At 67.1% G+C, this 16,310-nt stretch carries 14 protein-coding genes and 1 pseudogene; 6 read left to right on the top strand and 9 right to left on the bottom strand.

The window, feature by feature from the left end:
• Position 1 precedes the first annotated feature (1 nt).
• Positions 2-952 carry a transglutaminase-like domain-containing protein gene (locus tag L1Z78_RS11465; RefSeq protein WP_234641610.1) on the bottom strand — a complete coding sequence of 317 codons (951 nt, stop codon included), beginning with the start codon at positions 950-952 and terminating at the stop codon, positions 2-4.
• Between the two features lie 240 nt (positions 953-1,192).
• Between L1Z78_RS11465 and L1Z78_RS11460 the strand changes: the two are divergent.
• A pseudogene (locus tag L1Z78_RS11460) lies at positions 1,193-1,452 on the top strand (GntR family transcriptional regulator); the annotation flags it as partial.
• Positions 1,453-1,463: 11 nt separating this feature from the next.
• On the opposite strand, the gene L1Z78_RS11455 reads toward L1Z78_RS11460, so the two are convergent.
• Both L1Z78_RS11455 and L1Z78_RS11450 read right to left on the bottom strand, forming a co-directional pair.
• On the bottom strand, positions 1,464-1,901 hold the full coding sequence (locus tag L1Z78_RS11455; RefSeq protein WP_234641609.1) for a YbaY family lipoprotein: 438 nt from the start codon (positions 1,899-1,901) through the stop codon (positions 1,464-1,466).
• A gap of 177 nt (positions 1,902-2,078) precedes the next feature.
• The gene (locus L1Z78_RS11450) at positions 2,079-3,509 is read right to left on the bottom strand and encodes a PLP-dependent aminotransferase family protein (protein ID WP_234641608.1); all 1,431 of its coding nucleotides are present in this window, start codon (positions 3,507-3,509) and stop codon (positions 2,079-2,081) included.
• 93 nt (positions 3,510-3,602) lie between these two features.
• On the opposite strand from L1Z78_RS11450, the gene L1Z78_RS11445 reads away from it, so the two are divergent.
• The gene (locus L1Z78_RS11445) at positions 3,603-4,391 is read left to right on the top strand and encodes an arylamine N-acetyltransferase family protein (RefSeq protein ID WP_234641607.1); all 789 of its coding nucleotides are present in this window, start codon (positions 3,603-3,605) and stop codon (positions 4,389-4,391) included.
• A 100-nt stretch (positions 4,392-4,491) separates the two neighbouring features.
• Here L1Z78_RS11445 and L1Z78_RS11440 read toward each other — a convergent pair whose 3' ends face one another.
• The 4 genes from L1Z78_RS11440 to L1Z78_RS11425 all read right to left on the bottom strand — a co-directional run bounded on the left by L1Z78_RS11440 (position 4,492) and on the right by L1Z78_RS11425 (position 9,791).
• Positions 4,492-5,832 carry a sigma-54-dependent transcriptional regulator gene (locus L1Z78_RS11440; RefSeq protein WP_234641606.1) on the bottom strand — a complete coding sequence of 447 codons (1,341 nt, stop codon included), beginning with the start codon at positions 5,830-5,832 and terminating at the stop codon, positions 4,492-4,494.
• Positions 5,829-7,706, bottom strand: coding sequence for a sensor histidine kinase (locus tag L1Z78_RS11435; RefSeq protein WP_234641605.1), 1,878 nt, complete (start codon positions 7,704-7,706; stop codon positions 5,829-5,831). Before L1Z78_RS11435 ends, L1Z78_RS11440 begins: the two co-directional genes overlap by 4 nt.
• Positions 7,707-7,746: 40 nt before the next feature.
• Positions 7,747-9,057, bottom strand: coding sequence for a dicarboxylate/amino acid:cation symporter (locus tag L1Z78_RS11430; RefSeq protein ID WP_234641604.1), 1,311 nt, complete (start codon positions 9,055-9,057; stop codon positions 7,747-7,749).
• A gap of 314 nt (positions 9,058-9,371) precedes the next feature.
• Positions 9,372-9,791, bottom strand: a complete 420-nt coding sequence (locus tag L1Z78_RS11425; RefSeq protein ID WP_234641603.1) for an acyl-CoA thioesterase — start codon at positions 9,789-9,791, stop codon at positions 9,372-9,374.
• Positions 9,792-10,008: 217 nt separating this feature from the next.
• Between L1Z78_RS11425 and L1Z78_RS11420 the strand changes: the two genes are divergently transcribed.
• From L1Z78_RS11420 to L1Z78_RS11405, 4 genes are all read left to right on the top strand, one after another.
• On the top strand, positions 10,009-11,709 hold the full coding sequence (locus tag L1Z78_RS11420; RefSeq protein ID WP_234641602.1) for an electron transfer flavoprotein-ubiquinone oxidoreductase: 1,701 nt from the start codon (positions 10,009-10,011) through the stop codon (positions 11,707-11,709).
• Positions 11,710-12,125: 416 nt separating this feature from the next.
• Positions 12,126-13,097 (top strand): ABC transporter substrate-binding protein, encoded by a 972-nt coding sequence (locus L1Z78_RS11415; protein ID WP_234641601.1) that lies wholly within the window; start codon positions 12,126-12,128, stop codon positions 13,095-13,097.
• A 124-nt stretch (positions 13,098-13,221) separates the two neighbouring features.
• Positions 13,222-14,109: an ABC transporter permease gene (locus L1Z78_RS11410; RefSeq protein WP_234641600.1), complete on the top strand. Its 888-nt coding sequence runs from the start codon at positions 13,222-13,224 to the stop codon at positions 14,107-14,109.
• A 16-nt stretch (positions 14,110-14,125) separates the two neighbouring features.
• Positions 14,126-14,920 (top strand): ABC transporter ATP-binding protein, encoded by a 795-nt coding sequence (locus L1Z78_RS11405; RefSeq protein WP_012206116.1) that lies wholly within the window; start codon positions 14,126-14,128, stop codon positions 14,918-14,920.
• Positions 14,921-14,987: 67 nt separating this feature from the next.
• On the opposite strand, the gene L1Z78_RS11400 is transcribed toward L1Z78_RS11405, so the two are convergent.
• Both L1Z78_RS11400 and L1Z78_RS11395 read right to left on the bottom strand, forming a co-directional pair.
• Positions 14,988-15,374: a cupin domain-containing protein gene (locus tag L1Z78_RS11400; protein WP_234641599.1), complete on the bottom strand. Its 387-nt coding sequence runs from the start codon at positions 15,372-15,374 to the stop codon at positions 14,988-14,990.
• 76 nt (positions 15,375-15,450) lie between these two features.
• Positions 15,451-16,263: an AraC family transcriptional regulator gene (locus L1Z78_RS11395; protein WP_234641598.1), complete on the bottom strand. Its 813-nt coding sequence runs from the start codon at positions 16,261-16,263 to the stop codon at positions 15,451-15,453.
• Between the last annotated feature and the right edge of the window lie 47 nt (positions 16,264-16,310).

The following is a 16,310-nucleotide window of genomic DNA, read 5'->3' as shown; positions in this document are numbered from 1 at the left end:
ATCAGGCAGGCAGCTGCCTGAAGATTCTCCGGTCCGCGGTACTGTCGAAGGACGCACAACCGGCCATCACGGCGGGTGAAGGAGCGGTGGTGGACAACGCCTGGTCGCACAGCCGGGGCAACTGGCTGCCGCCATCCTCCACGGCCTGGGTGTGCAGGGTGGGCGCCATGGCCACCACGTCGCCGAAGATGGTGGCAAAGGCCACGTCCGCAGCGTCCCGGCCGGTACCGAAGCGTATGAACCCCATGGGAATCGCCGTGCCGGAAGCGTCGAACAGGTACCACCGGTCGCCCAGGTAGGCCTCCACATAGGCATGGAAATCCGGCGGCCCCAGCGCGCTGTCGGCTCCGTAGTCCGTGCCCGTGGCAATGCGGGCGGGAATGTTCAGCGCACGGCACAGGGCAATCATCAGGTGGGTGAAATCACGGCACACGCCCACCTGGTCCACCAAGGTGTCGATGGCCGAGGTCGACGAGTTGCTGGTGGCTGGCGCGAAGGTCACCAGCTCCTGCACCCAATGCTGAATCGCCAGCACGCGCGCATAGCCTGGAGCCAGGTGGCCGAAATTGCGCAGTGCCAATTGCATCAGCCGGTCGGACTGGCAGTAACGGCTGGGGTAGATGTAGGGCAGGATCTCCAGCGGCATGCAGCGCACGGGAACCTCCTTGAGCAAGGCGGGGTCCTCGCGGTGGTGCGCCATGCACACGGTGGCGGTGTAGGTCAGTTGCAAGAGGCCTGGGTTGGCATGCAGGCGCATGAAGCGGGTGGAGGTAGCAGCCTCGGTGGCGATGTCGGGGACCACGGGCTGGTTGAGCACCAGCCGCTCCTGCTCCACGACCTGGTGCGCGGTCTGCGCCGCGTGGATGTTGAACACGAAATCCGCCCCGGACGGATCGCGGATGTCGTACGCCAGATCCACCTGGACCTGCAGTTTGATGCGGGGTTGGGTCATTTGGCTTTCCGGTAGGTCGGTCGGGACAGGCTTACATATTGGGAGCACATGGCCTCATGCACCGTAGGCAGGTGCTGATACACCTGTAGTGCTGGGCGTGGAGACAGTGTGCGCCCCAGCGTTCACCCTCATGGCCGAAGCAGAACTCCACATCGGCTGACATCGGCGCGCTCCGCATGGCGCCCGTTGCGCGGTGGAGGCCCTACCTCATAGCCCAGGAACAGCCAAGGAGACCGCCAGATGGCGCAGACCATCGAGATATCGCGGTCGGCGTTGCACGAGCAGGTTGCCGACCGCCTGCGGTCCATGCGCATCGAGGGCCGCATCGCCCCTGCCGCCAAGCTCAACGAACGCGAGCTTTGCGAGCAACCGGGCGTCTCGCGCACGCCGCTGCGCGAGGCATCAAGCTGCTGGCCGTCGAAGACCTGATCGACCTGCTGCCCAACCGGGAAGCCATTGCCGTGCGACTGGGCGAGGCCGACGTCGTCCACAGCTTCGACGAGCGGGCAACTCAACGCGCCACACGCACCAGCACCAGGTCGGCTTGCGGGCCGGCTCCCTGCGTCAGCACCGGATAGGCGGTGTCATTGATGAACAGCAGTTCATTGCCGCGCGTGACACGGGCACTGACCGTGTACCGTGCCGTGGGGTTGAGGCGGCTGGGCTCAACGGGCAGGGTGAATTTGTAGGGGGGTTGCAGGCCTTCGAGCCGTATGGATTGCTGGGAAGCCACGATGGCGGGGGCATCGGCGCGCGAGGTGTCCTGGAGTTCCACGACCAGCACGGCATCCGGGGCAAGTGCCATGCGCTCCCTCATGTCGACCGTGCCCATGACGGCATTGACCGGGGCATCCGCTGCGGGCCGGGTCTGGGCACAGGCGGCCAGCATGACGGTGGCGGCCATGAGGCTGGCCAGGGCGGTTCGGCGTTGGACGGGCTTGGAAATCATTCGGACTCCTTTCCTTGTGCATCGATTGAAGGCGTCCAGTCTGTCATTGGCTCCCGGGGGCCTCTGTAGGAGCAGGGTCGGCGATCGCCGGCGCAATTTCCCAAAACTGCATGGGCCGATCCGCAAGGCCAGCGCCAGCCAAGGCCGCAGGCTGGGGCGATAGTCCAGGCCATGCCTTCACTGCCGGGCCAGCCCACGGCACAGCTCGCCTATCCGCCCCACCGCCCCCAGCAACCTGGGCGTGGGCTCGTTCGCGCAGTTCAGGCGCAGATGGTGGGCCAGGTCGGATCGCGGAGAAAACAACGGGCCGGGGCTGACGCCTATGCCCAGCTCCAGGGCAAGGCGGTGCACCGTGAGCGCATCCACGGGAGGCGGCAGTTCCACCCACAGCAGAAAGCCGGCCTGGGGCACCGACACTCGCGTGTGGGCGGGAAAGTCCGCTTCGACCCGGGCGGTGACGGCCTGCACGCCGGCCTGCACCCTGGCCTTGAGACGCCGCAGATGCCTGTCGTAGTCGCCGCTGGCCAGCACCTCGGCGACGGCGGCCTCCAGCAGAGGTGCTCCGGCCCAATCCCCGGCCAGGCGTGCCTGCAGCACCTGGGCCTGGAAGCGCCCCGCCGCGATCCAGCCGATGCGCCAGCCCGGCGCCAGCGTCTTGGAGACCGAGCTGCAATACAGCACATTGCCGCTGTGATCGAAGGCCTTGCAGGCGGGGGGGCGCTGTCCGTCGCCGGCCAGGTCGCCATAGACATCGTCCTCGATCAAGGGCACGCCGGCGCTGTCGAGCAGGGCGACCAGGGCGCGCTTGCGCTCCAGCGGCATGCTGGCACCCAGCGGGTTCTGCACGGTGGGCGAGGCCAGCACGGCGGCGGGACGGTGCCTTGCCAGGGCTTCGGCCAGCGGCTCGAGTTGCATGCCTTCGCGGGGATCCGTGGCGATCTCCAAAGCCTTCAGGCCCAGGTCCTCCAGCAGCAGCAAGGTGCCGAAGTAGGCCGGACGCTCCACGGCCACGACGTCGCCGGGCCTGCATGTGGCCCGCAGGGCCAGGCGCACGGCCTGTGTCGCCCCGGCCGTGATGACCAGATCATCGGGGCCGAAGCGGCCTCCCCACTGCGCCGCACGCATCGCGATCTGGCCACGCAGATCAGCCCGGCCCGGGGGCATGCTGTAGGTCTGGCCATGCGCCTGCAGGCGGCGTCCGGCCGTCTGCAGCGCGCGCTGCAGCGCGGAGGCCGGCAGCCACTCGGGATCGGGCAGCGCCGCGCCCAGCGGTACCAGGCGGGCGTCGGCGCTGCTGAACAGGGAGCGGGCCAGGGCCGACAGGGTCACGGGCACGGGACGCTTCATGGGACGCGCCGCCCGCAATCCCCCGCCACCGGCCTGGGGCCGCACGAAATAGCCCGAGCGTGGCCGCGCGACGATCAGGCCCTCGGCCTCCAGGCAGCGCAAGGCCTCCAGCGCCGTCGGCAGGCTCACCTGCTCGCGCTCGGCCAGCTTGCGCGCGGAAATCAGGCGGTCGCCAGGCCGCAGCGCGCCCGAGGCCAGGGTCTGGCGCAGGGTGTCGGCGATGCGGAGATAGTGGTGCGAGGCAGTGGCGGAAGCAGTCATCTGTACAGGTCTGTTTTCGATCATTCTGCCGATACAGAAGATCGGCTGCCGGCGTTATCGTCCATCCCTGCCATTCGAACCGGGATACTTTCCATGCACGCCAGCAATTTCGACCTTGACACCTATCTTCGCCGCATCGGCCACACGGGCCCCGTCGCGGCCGATACCGCCACCTTGCACGCACTGATGCGCGCACAGCTGTTCACCGTCCCTTTCGAAAACCTGGATGTACAGGCCGGCAAGATCGTCTCGCTGGTGCCCGAGGACATCGCGGGCAAGCTGCTGGGCGGCGGGCGGGGCGGCTATTGCTACGAGGTCAACGGCCTGTTCGCGATGGCGCTGCAGGCCCTGGGCATCGCCTACCGCTTCGTCGCCGCGCGGCCCATGTTCTACCCGGCGCGCCGGCCCCGCACCCACATGGCGCTGGTCGCCGAGGTCGAAGGCCGGCAATGGCTGTGCGACCTGGGCTTCGGAAGCTACGGCATCCGCGCACCCATGGCCCTGGATGTGCTGGACACCGATGTCGGCCAGGACTGCGACAGCTTCCGCCTCGGCCTGGACGCCCAGGGCGAATACCTGTTGCAAGCCCGGGTGGACGGTGCATGGGCCAACCAGTACGCCTTCAACCTGTCGCCGCAGGAATGGGTGGACTTTGCCCCCGCCAACTATCTGAACTCCACCCACCCGGACGCCATCTTCGTGCAAAAGCGGGTCGTGGTGCTGCACCAGCCCGCAGGCCGGCTGATCCTGGTGGGCGATCTGCTCAAGACCGTCACGACCCGGGGCACGCAGCAGCGCCAGCTGGCCGATGGCGAAGCCGAGGCCGTGCTGGGCGAGCTGTTCGGCCTGGTGGCGGTCCGGCAGGCCGCCTGCGCGGTCTGAGGAGCCTGAGGGGCGCGCCTGGGCGGCATCACCCCCTTCCTGCAGGTCGCGGCCCGGGCTTGAGCGAGCAGGCGCGCCGCTGGAAGACTTCGCACGCCCGCTAGCTATCCAGCCCGTACTTGCGGATCTTGTCGTGCAGCGTGGTTTTCGGCATGGCCAGGGCCTCGGCAGTGCGTGCCAGGCTGCCGCCGTGGCGCCGCAGGGCATCGGCGATGAGGGCGCGCTCGAAGGCCTCGACGGTGGCGGCCAGAGGGCGCGGCACCGGGTCCTGCGATGCGGTGGCGGAGGCAAAGGGCGGCGAGCCCGCCTCGATGCCCAGCACCGTGCGCTCGGCCACGTTGCGCAGCTCGCGCACATTGCCCGGCCAGTCATAGCCCAGCAGTTGCTGCACGCGCGCCGTGGTCAGCTCGGGCACGGGCCGCTGGTGGCGGGCCGCGCCCTGCAGCGCGAAATGCTCGAACAGCAGCGGCACGTCCTCGCGCCGCTCGCGCAGCGGTGGCAGCGAGACGGTGGCGACGTTGAGGCGGTAGTAGAGGTCGGCGCGGAACAGTCCTTGCCGGCTCAATTCGAGCAGATCGACCTTGGTCGCCGCGATCACGCGGCAGTCGATGGGAATCAGCGTGTTGGAGCCCAGGCGCTCCAGCACGCGCTCCTGCAGCACGCGCAACAGCTTGATCTGCATGGCCATGGGCATGCTCTCGATCTCGTCCAGGAACAGCGTGCCGCCGCTGGCGTGCTCCAGCTTGCCGATGCGCTTCTTGCCCGCGCCCGTATAGGCGCCGGCCTCGCTGCCGAACATCTCGCTGTCGAACAGCGTATCGGGCAGGCCGCCGCAGTTGACGGCCACGAAGTTGCCGCCGCTGCGCGCGCTGGCCTCGTGCAGGCAGCGCGCGACCAGCTCCTTGCCCGTGCCGGTCTCCCCCTGGATCAGCACGTCGGCCGCGCTCTGCGCCAGCCCCGCCAGCATCTGGCGCAGCTGCCGCATGTTGGGCGCACGGCCTATCAGCCTGTGCTCCAGGCTGTCGCGCTGCTCCAGTTGCCGGCGCAGCGCGCGCACCTCCAGCACCAGCCGGCGCCGCTCCATGGCACGGCGCACGGCACCCACCAGGGTTTCGGGCGCGAAGGGTTTCTGGATGAAGTCCTGGGCGCCATCCTTCATGGCCTGCACGGCCATGGAGATGTCGCCATGGCCCGTGATCAGCACCACGGGCAGCTCCGGGTCCATGGCCACCAGCTCGCGCAGAAAGGCCATGCCATCCATGCGCGGCAGGCGGATGTCGCTGACCACGATGCCCTCGAAGTCGCGTGACAGGCGCCGGCGTGCCTGCTCGGCGCTGCCCACGCTCTCGCAGGCGATGCCTTCGAGCTGCAGCGCCTGCTCGCAGCCGAGCACGATGTCGGGATCGTCTTCGATGATCAGCACTTTGAGGGCGTCGGTCATGGTGTGTCGGCAGTGGGTTCTGAGGGTGCCTGGGCCAGGCTCAGCGTGAAGACGGCGCCGCCGTCGGCGTGGTTGCTGCCGGTCAGCGTGCCGCCGCATTCGCGCACGATGCCGGCCGACAGCGCCAGCCCCAGGCCCAGGCCCACGCCCTCCTCCTTGGTGGTGAAGAACGGCTGGAACAGATGGGCCTGCGCCGCTTCGCTCAGGCCCGGCCCGTGGTCGCGCACGGTGACCTGGGCCCGGCCATCGGCCATGGCGCAGGCCAGTTCCAGGCAGGGCGCGTCCTGGCCGCGCATGGCATCCAGCGAGTTGTTGATGAGGTTGATCAGCACCTGTTCGATGCGGTTGCCATCGCACCAGGCCACGGCTTCGGCCGTGCCATCGTCGCGCAGGATGCGGGCGCCGGTCTCGGCCACGCGCGACTCCAGCACGGCCAGGGCGTTGTCCAGCGCACGCGCCAGCGATACGGCCTGGCTGGCGCCGCTGGACTTGCGTGCGAAGTTGCGCAACTGGCCCGTGATGCGGCCCATGCGGTCGGCCAACTGGGCCATGCGCTCCAGATTCACGCGCGTGGTGTCGGTATCGCCGCGCTCCAGGAAGCGCTGGCTGTTGCCGGCCAGCGTGCGCAATGCCGTCAACGGCTGGTTCAGCTCGTGGGCGATGCCCGTGGACAGCTGGCCGATCACGGCCAGCTTGCCGGCCTGGACCAGCTCGTCCTGGGCGGCGCGCAGCGTGGCCTCGGCATGGATACGCTCGGCCACCTCGGCCTGCAGCGCCTCGTTGGCCGCCGACAGATCGGCCGTGCGCCGCTCGACCTTGCGCTCCAGCTCGTCATGGGCGGCCTGCAGCGCCTCGCGCGCGGCCAGCCGGTCGCGCAGGTGGCGTCGGCGCTCGTTGACCATCATGGCCAGCAGCAGAACGAAGGCCGCGCCCACGGCCGCTGCCAGCGCGCGGCTCTGGGCCAGCTGGTCCACCTGCTCCAGGTGCGAGAGCACGGTCAGCGTCCAGGGCGTGCCGGGCAACTGGCGTGTCTGGGACAGGAAGCGGCCGCTGACCGGGTAGACCGAGGCCGACTCCTCGCTGTGCCGTGCGATGCGCACCAGGCGGGCCCCCTGGCCCAGCTCGCGCAATACCTGCAGGCCCAGCGGCTCCAGTGCGCGCCGGTTGTACTGGCGCGTGTGGTCGAAGGCCGTGCGCGTGCCCTCGTCCAGCGTGCGCAAGGTGGTGAACTTCCAGTCGGAGACGGTGCTCAGGATGACGACACCGTTCTCATCGCTGACCAGGACCGGGGCTTCCACCGTGGACCAGGATTGCTCCAGCTGGTCCAGGCTGACCTTGACCACGGCCACGCCCAGCGTGTGGGTGTCGTCGCCCAGCGTGGAGGCCAGGTAGTAGCCGGGCTCGCCACGCGTCGTGCCGATGCCGAAGAAGCGCGCGCTGCCCGTGGCCATGGCGCTGCGGTAGTAGGGGCGAAAGCTCAGGTCCTCGCCCATGTAGCTGTCGGTGCGCCGCCAGTTGCTGGAAGCCACCACCCGGCCGAGGGCATCGACCATGTAGGCAGTCAGCGTACCCGCGCGGTCGTTGAGCTGCTCCAGGTAGGCATTGACACGGTTGGTGAGCTGCTCGTCGCCGGGCTCGGCCAGCAGCCTCTGTACATTGCCCTCCAGCGCCAGCACATCGGGCAGGAAGGCGTACTTGCCGATCTCGCGCTGCAGGCTGGCGCCATACAGCTCCAGCCGGTGCATTCCCGTGGCGCGCAGATCGGCGATGCCCAGCTGCTGCGCCAGCAGGTACGCGCCCCAGCCGCTCAGCCCGCTCAGGGCAAGCCACAGCAAAAGCAGGATCAGCTGGCGCAGGGGGCGGCGGGCGGGCATGGTGAAGGCACCGATGTTATCAGCGCCCCCCCGCGCGGCCTCAGGCGGAGACAGCGGGTCGCCCTTGCGGGGAATGCTCCACGGGCAGCAGCGATTCCTCGTCATCGTCCGTGGCCGTGGTCGGATCGACCGCGCCCTCCCACTTGGCCACCACGGCCGTGGCGATCGCATTGCCCAGCACATTGGTCAGCGTGCGGCCCATGTCCAGGAAGTGGTCTATGCCCAGGATCAGCAGGATGCCGGCTTCCGGCAGGCCGAACATCGGCAGCACGGCCGCCACCACGACCAGCGAGGCACGCGGCACGCCGGCGATGCCCTTGCTGGAGACCATCAGCACCAGCAGCATGGTGATCTGGGCCGTCAGCGTCATGTCGATGCCGTAGGCCTGGGCGATGAAGATGGCCAGGAAGGTGGTGTAGACCATCGAGCCGTCCAGGTTGAACGAGTAGCCCAGCGGCAGCACGAAGCCGATGATGCGCGGCTTGACGCCGAACTTCTCCAGCTGCTCCATCAGCTTGGGATAGGTCGATTCGCTGCTGGCCGTCGAAAAGCCCACCAGCAGCGGGCCGCGGATCAGGTTCAGCAGGCGGAACACGTCGCGGCCCAGTACGAAGTAGCCGGCCACGATCAGCAGCACCCACAGCGTGGCCAGGGCCAGGTAGAAGCACAGCATGAACTTGCCGAACACCGACAGCATGCCCAGCCCATGGATGGCGATGGTGCCGGCCACGGCGCCGAACACGCCCACGGGCGCGAAGCGCATCACATAGTCGGTGACCTTGAGCATCACGTGGACCACTTCGTCCATCAGGCCCACCATGGAGCGCGCGGCCTGGTTGTGCAGGTTGCCCAGGGCGATGCCGAAGAACAGCGCGAACACCAGGATCTGCAGCACCTCGTTGGTGGCCATGGCCTCGAAGATGTTCTTGGGGAACACGTGGGCGATGAAGTCCTTGAGGTTCAGCGCCGAGGTCTTGAGGTTCAGGCCCTCGGCCGACGACGGCAGGGACACGCCCAGGCCATGGCCGGGCTGCAGCACGTTGGCATAGATCAGGCCGATGGCCAGCGAGCAGAACGACGCCACGATGAACCAGCCCAGCGCACGGCCGCCGATGCGGCCCACGGCCTTGGCGTCGCCCATGTTGGCAAGGCCCGACACCAGGGTGGCGAACACCAGGGGCGCGATGATCATCTTGATCATGCGCAGGAAGACGTCCGTGAGGATGCCGAAGTAGCTGGCGATCTCCTTGGCGGCCTCGGGCGTGGGCGCGTAGCTGTGGCAGGCATAGCCCACCAGCACGCCGAGGACCATGGCCACCAGCACCATGGTGGTCAAGCGATTGAATTTCATGCGGATTTTTCGTTGGACGCGTTTCGGTCTTGCAAGCGAGCCCGTACCGCCACGCGGACAGGCTTGTCTCCCTGCATACACAACCACGATGCACGTGGCCTGCGCCCTGTAGTGCACAGACCGTGCCAGCCGCCTTCACCGTGCGGGTCGCACGCTAACTGCTTGATTCGCCTATATGGACCTTACTTTTTTGCATAAGGCACAACGAAAACCCGAACAAGCATCCGGCCACTTCGTCCGGAAAACCGAACACCCCTCCCGACCACCGTCACGAGAGAGGAAAGCCACGGCGAAGGCCGGGGCCTGCACAGATCTCAGCCCACCATCTCCCGCACCCAGCCCGGCAGCTCCACGGCCTTTTGCCGGGGGAAGTCCACCCAGATCACCGTGCCGCCGCCGGCCGCGCAGATCACGCCGGGCTCGCCCACGCGCTCCATGGTGCCCCAGGTCTCGAAGGTGGTGCGGCCCGGGTCGCTGACATACATCTTGAGCAGCACCTCGTCCGGGTAGGCCAGTTGCTGGTGGAAATTGCAGAACGCATTGACGATGACGGGCCCCTGGCCCTGCGGAGCGGGCGCCATGCCCGCCGCGTGCATCCAGTCGATGCGCGCGGTCTCCAGGTAGCGGAAGTACATGGCGTTGTTGACGTGGCCCATGGCATCCATGTCGCCCCAGCGCACCTTGAATCGCATCTCGTGAACCCATTTTTTGCATTCCGGAATTTCAATGCGCATGCCTGCAGTCTCCTTGTTGTAGCGCCATCGCGAAGCCCCGCGCGCTTTGGCCGCCCTACACTGTGCCGCAGCATGGGTGGCGCGGCTGTCACCTATCAGCAACGCCGGCGCCCGCTCACCGCATAGAATCCACCGCATCGCGGCATTTGCGCTGCCACCGAACAAACGTTCGGTCTGTCGAATACCCTGTTTTTCAATATCCAAGCGAGACACCCCGATGACGAACGAAGAGATCCTGGCCCAGTACGGTCCGCGCGAAGCCATGGAATATGACGTGGTGGTGGTCGGAGGCGGCCCGGGCGGCCTGGCCACGGCCATCCGCCTCAAGCAGCTGGCGGCCGAAAAGGGCCAGGATGTCTCCGTCGTGGTGCTGGAAAAGGGTTCCGAACCCGGTGCCCACATCCTGTCGGGCGCCATCATGGACCCGCGCGCGCTGACCGAGCTGATCCCCGACTGGAAGGAAAAGGGTGCCCCCCTGAACCAGGCCGTCACCGACGACGCCATGGTCTTCCTGAGCGAGAAGTCCGGCCTGCGCACGCCCAACTTCCTGTTGCCCGCATGCTTTCAGAACCATGGCAACTACATCGTGCGCCTGGGCAACGTGGTCAAGTGGCTGGGCGAGCAGGCCGAGGCCCTGGGCGTGGAGATCTTCCCGGGCTTCGCCGCCGCCGAGGTGCTGTACAACGAGGACGGCTCGGTCAAGGGCGTGGCCACGGGCAACATGGGCATCGGCAAGGACGGCGAGCCCACGGGCGACTTCCAGCTGGGCATGGAGCTGCACGCCAAGTACACCATCTTCGCCGAGGGCGCGCGCGGCCACCTGGGCAAGCAGATCATCGCGAGGTACCAGCTCGATGCGGGCAAGGACCCGCAGACCTACGGCATCGGCATCAAGGAGCTGTGGGAGATCGACCCGGCCCGCCACAAGCCCGGCTTCGTGATGCACACCGCCGGCTGGCCCATGGACAGCAAGACCTATGGCGGCGCCTTCCTCTACCACCTGGACGACAACAAGGTGACGCTGGGCTTCATCACGGGCCTGGACTATGCCAACCCCTACCTGAGCCCCTTCGAGGAATTCCAGCGCTGGAAGACCCACCCCAACATCCGCTACTACCTGGAAGGCGACGAGTCCAAGGGCATCAAGCCGGCCAAGCGCCTGGGCTATGGCGCGCGTGCCATCACGGCCGGCGGCCTGCTGTCCCTGCCCAGGTTCGTATTCCCGGGCGGCGCGCTCGTGGGTTGCGACGCAGGCTTCCTGAACGTCAGCCGCATCAAGGGCAGCCATGCCGCCATCAAGACCGGCATGATGGCCGCCGATGCCGCCTATGATGCCATCGTGGCGGGCCGCCAGGGCGACGAGCTGAACGCCTATGTCGAAGCCTTCGAGGGCAGCTGGCTCCATGAGGAATTGAACAAGTCGCGCAACTTCAAGGCGTGGTTCAAGAAGGGACTGTTCACCGCCACGCTGATGAATGGCCTGGAGCAGTTCGTGCTCAAGGGCAACATTCCCTGGACGCTGCACCGCGACAAGCCCGACCACGCCTACCTCAGGCCCGCTGCCGAGTGCAAGCCCATCGACTATCCCAAGCCCGATGGCAAGCTGACCTTCGACCGCCTGTCCAGCGTGTTCATCAGCAACACCAACCATGCAGAGAACCAGCCGGCCCACCTGACGCTCAAGGACGCCTCGGTGCCCGTGAACATCAACCTCGAGAAATACGCCGGCCCCGAGCAACGCTACTGCCCGGCCGGTGTCTACGAATTCGTGGACGACGAGGCCAAGGGCGGCAAGCGCCTGCAGATCAACGCGCAAAACTGCGTGCACTGCAAGACCTGCGACATCAAGGACCCGACCCAGAACATCGTCTGGGTCACGCCCGAGGGCGGCGGCGGACCGAACTACGCAGGAATGTGACCTGCGCATGTGAGCCGCACGCCACACCGGCCCTCCCCGAAAGCCTGCCAAGCCTGCCTTGCGCAGGCTTTTTCTTTGCGCTGCATCAAACCACCATCGCCCAAGAAAGCATAGAAGCCTCCGCCAAAGGGCGGCAAACGCAATAAAAATGCACGACAAGGCCCAAAACAGGCCCTGGAAGACGCAAACCTGCGCCACCAAACCCCATTAACACGCATGAAAAAGTTGCACCTAGGGCATTCCCCGCAGATTTCATGCCAATTTTTAGATACAAACCTATAGGTGAAAACCGGGTCGCCCAAACGCCGAGGCGCGCAGGGTGGCTGCAGTAGACTTTGCCGCGATGCGCCGCGACCGTCCTGTGCGGCCTTCTGCTGAGCAAACAGGAACAAACACAGCACGTTGGAGATACACGTATGAAGCAATTGACCTGGGCGCCTCTGGGCGCGCTGGCCCTGGCAATTTCCGCCATTGCGGGCGGTGCCCACGCCGCTGACGAGAAGTCGGTCGCAGTGACCGCCATCGTCGAGCACCCCGCCCTCGATGCCGTGCGCGATGGCGTGCAGGCCGCGCTCAAGGAGGCTGGCTACGAGTCCGGCAAGAACCTGAAGTGGCAGTACCAGAGCGCCCAGGGCAACACCGGCACGGCTGCGCAGATCGCACGCAAGTTCGTCGGCGACAAGCCCGATGCCATCGTCGCCATCGCCACCCCCTCGGCCCAGGCCGTGGTGGCCGCCACCAAGACCGTGCCCGTGGTGTTCTCCGCAGTGACCGATCCCGTGGCCGCCAAGCTGGTGGCCAGTTGGGAGCCCTCCAAGACCAACGTGACCGGCGTGTCCGACCTGCTGGCCCTGGACAAGCAGATGGACCTGGTCAAGCAGGTCGTTCCCAACGCCAAGCGCGTGGGAATGGTCTACAACCCCGGCGAGGCCAACTCGGCCGTCGTGGTCAAGGAACTCAAGGAGCTGCTGCCCAAGCTGGGCCTGACCCTGGTGGAGGCCGCCGCTCCCCGCTCCGTGGACGTCAGCAGCGCCGCGCGCAGCCTGGTGGGCAAGGTCGATGTGATCTACACCAACACCGACAACAACGTGGTCTCGGCCTACGAGTCGCTGGTCAAGGTCGGCCAGGACGCCAAGATCCCTCTGGTGGCCTCGGACACCGACTCCGTCAAGCGCGGCGCCGTTGCCGCCCTGGGCATCAACTACCGCGACCTGGGCGAACAGACCGGCCGCATGGTGGTGCGCATCCTCAAGGGCGAAAAGCCCGGCGACCTCAAGACCGAAGTCAGCACCAAGATGGAGCTGTTCGTGAACCCCGGCGCGGCAGAGAAGCAGGGCGTCAAGCTGTCCGACGCACTGATCAAGTCGGCGGCCCAGGTCATCAAGTAATCACCCGGGGTCGCCTGCCCGGGACAAACCCGGGCAGCGCGCCTACGGAGGCAGGCGCCATGGCAACATGGCCCTGCCCTTTTTTTAAGTCTTTTCCCGTCCCCACGCGCCTGTCGCTCCTTCTATGTCTCTCTTCTCATTGCTCGGTGCCGTCGAGATCGGCCTGATCTTCAGCCTGGTGGCGCTGGGCGTCTTCATCTCATTTCGCCTGCTGCGCTTTCCCGACCTCACGGTGGATGGCAGCTTCCCGCTGGGCGGCGCCGTCTGCGCCATCCTCATCTCCACGGGCACCAATCCCTGGCTGGCCACGCTGGCCGGCACGGCCGCCGGCGCGGTCGCCGGCCTGATCACGGGCTGGCTCAATGTGCGCCTGAAGATCATGGACCTGCTGGCCTCCATCCTGATGATGATCGGCCTGTACTCGGTCAACCTGCGCATCATGGGCGGCCCCAACGTGCCGCTGATCAACGAGACCACGCTGTTCACGATGTTGCAGCCCGACAGCATCGCCGACTACGTGATGCGTCCGCTGATCCTCCTTGTCATCGTCGTGCTCGCCAAGCTGGGCCTGGACTGGTTCTTCGCCACCGAGCGGGGCCTGGCCATCCGCGCCACGGGCTCCAATGCCCGCATGGCCCGTTCGCAGGGCGTGAACACGGGCGCCATGATCCTGCTGGGCATGGCGATCTCCAACGGCCTGGTCGGCCTGGCCGGCGCGCTGTTCGTGCAGACCCAGGGCGGCTCGGACATCTCCATGGGCATCGGCACCATCGTCATCGGCCTGGCTGCCGTGATCGTGGGCGAATCCATCCTGCCCTCGCGCCGCATCGTCTGGGCCACGCTGGCCGTGGTCGTGGGCGCCATCGTCTACCGCTTCTTCATCGCGGCGGCCCTCAACAGCGATTTCATCGGCCTCAAGGCCCAGGATCTGAACCTCGTCACCGCACTGCTGGTGACCGTCGCCCTGGTGATCCCCCAACTCAAGCGCAAATTTGCACAGCGCAAGTCCTGATCGCCGGAGAACCCCCATGCTGAGCGCACAACAACTCGAAATCACCTTCAACCCCGGCACGCCCATCGAAACGCGGGCGCTGCGCGGCATGTCGCTGGACATTCCCGATGGCCAGTTCGTCACCGTCATCGGCTCCAACGGCGCCGGCAAGTCCACCTTCCTGAACGCCGTCTCGGGGGATCTGTCCGTGGACAAGGGCCGCATCGAGATCGCAGGCCAGGACATGACGCGCCTGCCCGTGTGGGCCCGCTCCGAGCGCGTGGCCCGCGTCTTCCAGGACCCCATGGCGGGCACCTGCGAGGACCTGACCATCGAGGAGAACATGGCCCTGGCCCAGCGCCGCGGCACCTTCCGCCGCCTGAGCCGCGCCGTCAAGGCCGAGATGCGCGACAACTTCCGCGAGCGCCTGTCCATCCTGGGCCTGGGCCTGGAAAACCGCCTGACCGACCGCATCGGCCTGCTGTCCGGTGGCCAGCGCCAGGCCGTGAGCCTGCTGATGGCGGCGCTGCAGCCTTCGCGCATCCTGCTGCTGGACGAGCACACGGCAGCGCTCGATCCGCGCACGGCCGACTTCGTGCTGCAGTTGACGGCACGCATCGTCTCCGAGGCCAAGCTCACCACCATGATGGTCACGCACAGCATGCGCCAGGCGCTGGACGTGGGCGAGCGCACGGTGATGCTGCACCAGGGCCAGGTCGTGCTCGACGTCAGCGGCGAGGAGCGCGCCCGCATGGACGTGCCCGACCTGCTGCACATGTTCGAGAAGGTGCGCGGCGAAAAGCTGGCCGACGACGCGTTGCTGCTGGGCTGAGTTCCCCGCACGTCAAGGAACAAGGGGCGCTGCGGCGCCCCTTGTTCATGGGATGCCTACGGGCTGGCTATACCCACACATCGTTCATCGCCGTCCTCTCGCCGCCTTCCTCCCCGGTGTTCAGCACACCGCGCGGCTCGATCAGCATGAGGCGGGCTTCCCGCTCGGCGCTGGGCTTGTGTTCCTTGCCTTTGGGGACCACGTACAGCTCGCCCTGGCGCAGCAGCACATGGCCATCACGGAAGTCGATGCGCAGCTCACCGTCCAGCACCAGGAAGGCCTCATCCGTTTCGGCATGCGAATGCCAGATGAACTCGCCCTGTACGCGCACGATCTTGAACTGGTAGTCGTTCATCTCGGCAACGACGCGGGGGCTCCACTGGCCGGTGAAGCGGCTGAATTTCTCGGGGAAGTTGACGACCTGGTAGAGGCGGTTTTCAACGGGGGGCGTCATGGGCGGGCCTTATGAAAGCGTGTGAAGCCTCCATGCTAGGAAGCGTCATCCCCGTGGTCTTGCACGATCGTGCAGCTCAGGCCGCGCCCAGGCGCCTGAGCCAGCGTGCGGGAGGCACGCCATAGGTCATGGCGAACTGGCGCGCCATGTGGCTCTGGTCGAAGAAGCCGGCCTGCAGTGCGGCATCGGCCACGCCCTGCCCCGCCAGCAGCAGGCGCCGCACGGTGTCCAGCCGGCGCATGGTCAGGTAGCGGTAGGGGCTGGTGCCGTAGAGCGCACGAAAATCTCGGCACAGCCGCCAGCGGTCCAGGCCGCTGGCCTGGGCCAGTGCCTCCAGGGCCACGCCCTGTTCCAGCGAGTCGTGGATGCAGGCGCGGGCGCGCTCCACGGCCACCAGGTCGGGCAGGCGCCGGACGCTGCGCCTGCCGGCCACGCTGTCCAGCGCCTGGGCCAGGTCGTACAGGGCATCGTCCCGGGCCAGAGGCTCCAAGTCCTCGTCTATGTCACGCAGCAAGGGCAGCAGGGCGGCCCTGAGTCGGGGATCCTGCGACAGCGCGCCCTCGACGAAGGGCAAGGGCCTGCCCCCCAGCACCTGCTGGATCAGGGCCGGGCCCACATAGACCATGCGGTAGCGAAAGCCTGCGTCGGTCCCGGCATGGCCGTCATGCCGCTCGTCAGGATGCAGCACCATGGCGTCCCCGGGCAGGCTGTGCCGCTGGGAATGGCGGTAGGCAAAACTCTGCACGCCGGACAATGTCAGGCCCAGCGCATAGGTGTCATGCCTGTGGGGTGCATAGCCATGCCCGCCGAAATAGGCCTCGATGCGCTCCAGGCCGTCTCCCATGGGCGCATGCCGGACCCAGTCCCTGCCGGTGATCGTCTCTGCCATATGGCCTGTCCCGCCGGATTCCAGAAAGCATCAATGGTAAATCCCGA

Origin of the sequence: Delftia tsuruhatensis (assembly GCF_903815225.1) — a bacterium.
GTDB lineage: Bacteria > Pseudomonadota > Gammaproteobacteria > Burkholderiales > Burkholderiaceae_C > Comamonas > Comamonas tsuruhatensis_A.
This window is presented reverse-complemented; position numbering and strand designations above follow the sequence as displayed.

Coding starts and splice junctions, on each gene's coding strand:
- L1Z78_RS11430 (WP_234641604.1), bottom strand. CDS start 9,057: ATGAAATTCAATCGCTTGACCACCATGGTGCTGGTGGCCATGGTCCTC.
- L1Z78_RS11415 (WP_234641601.1), top strand. CDS start 12,126: ATGAAGCAATTGACCTGGGCGCCTCTGGGCGCGCTGGCCCTGGCAATT.
- L1Z78_RS11405 (WP_012206116.1), top strand. CDS start 14,126: ATGCTGAGCGCACAACAACTCGAAATCACCTTCAACCCCGGCACGCCC.
- L1Z78_RS11465 (WP_234641610.1), bottom strand. CDS start 952: ATGACCCAACCCCGCATCAAACTGCAGGTCCAGGTGGATCTGGCGTAC.
- L1Z78_RS11420 (WP_234641602.1), top strand. CDS start 10,009: ATGACGAACGAAGAGATCCTGGCCCAGTACGGTCCGCGCGAAGCCATG.
- L1Z78_RS11455 (WP_234641609.1), bottom strand. CDS start 1,901: ATGATTTCCAAGCCCGTCCAACGCCGAACCGCCCTGGCCAGCCTCATG.
- L1Z78_RS11445 (WP_234641607.1), top strand. CDS start 3,603: ATGCACGCCAGCAATTTCGACCTTGACACCTATCTTCGCCGCATCGGC.
- L1Z78_RS11425 (WP_234641603.1), bottom strand. CDS start 9,791: ATGCGCATTGAAATTCCGGAATGCAAAAAATGGGTTCACGAGATGCGA.
- L1Z78_RS11435 (WP_234641605.1), bottom strand. CDS start 7,706: ATGCCCGCCCGCCGCCCCCTGCGCCAGCTGATCCTGCTTTTGCTGTGG.
- L1Z78_RS11440 (WP_234641606.1), bottom strand. CDS start 5,832: ATGACCGACGCCCTCAAAGTGCTGATCATCGAAGACGATCCCGACATC.
- L1Z78_RS11395 (WP_234641598.1), bottom strand. CDS start 16,263: ATGGCAGAGACGATCACCGGCAGGGACTGGGTCCGGCATGCGCCCATG.
- L1Z78_RS11410 (WP_234641600.1), top strand. CDS start 13,222: ATGTCTCTCTTCTCATTGCTCGGTGCCGTCGAGATCGGCCTGATCTTC.
- L1Z78_RS11400 (WP_234641599.1), bottom strand. CDS start 15,374: ATGACGCCCCCCGTTGAAAACCGCCTCTACCAGGTCGTCAACTTCCCC.
- L1Z78_RS11450 (WP_234641608.1), bottom strand. CDS start 3,509: ATGACTGCTTCCGCCACTGCCTCGCACCACTATCTCCGCATCGCCGAC.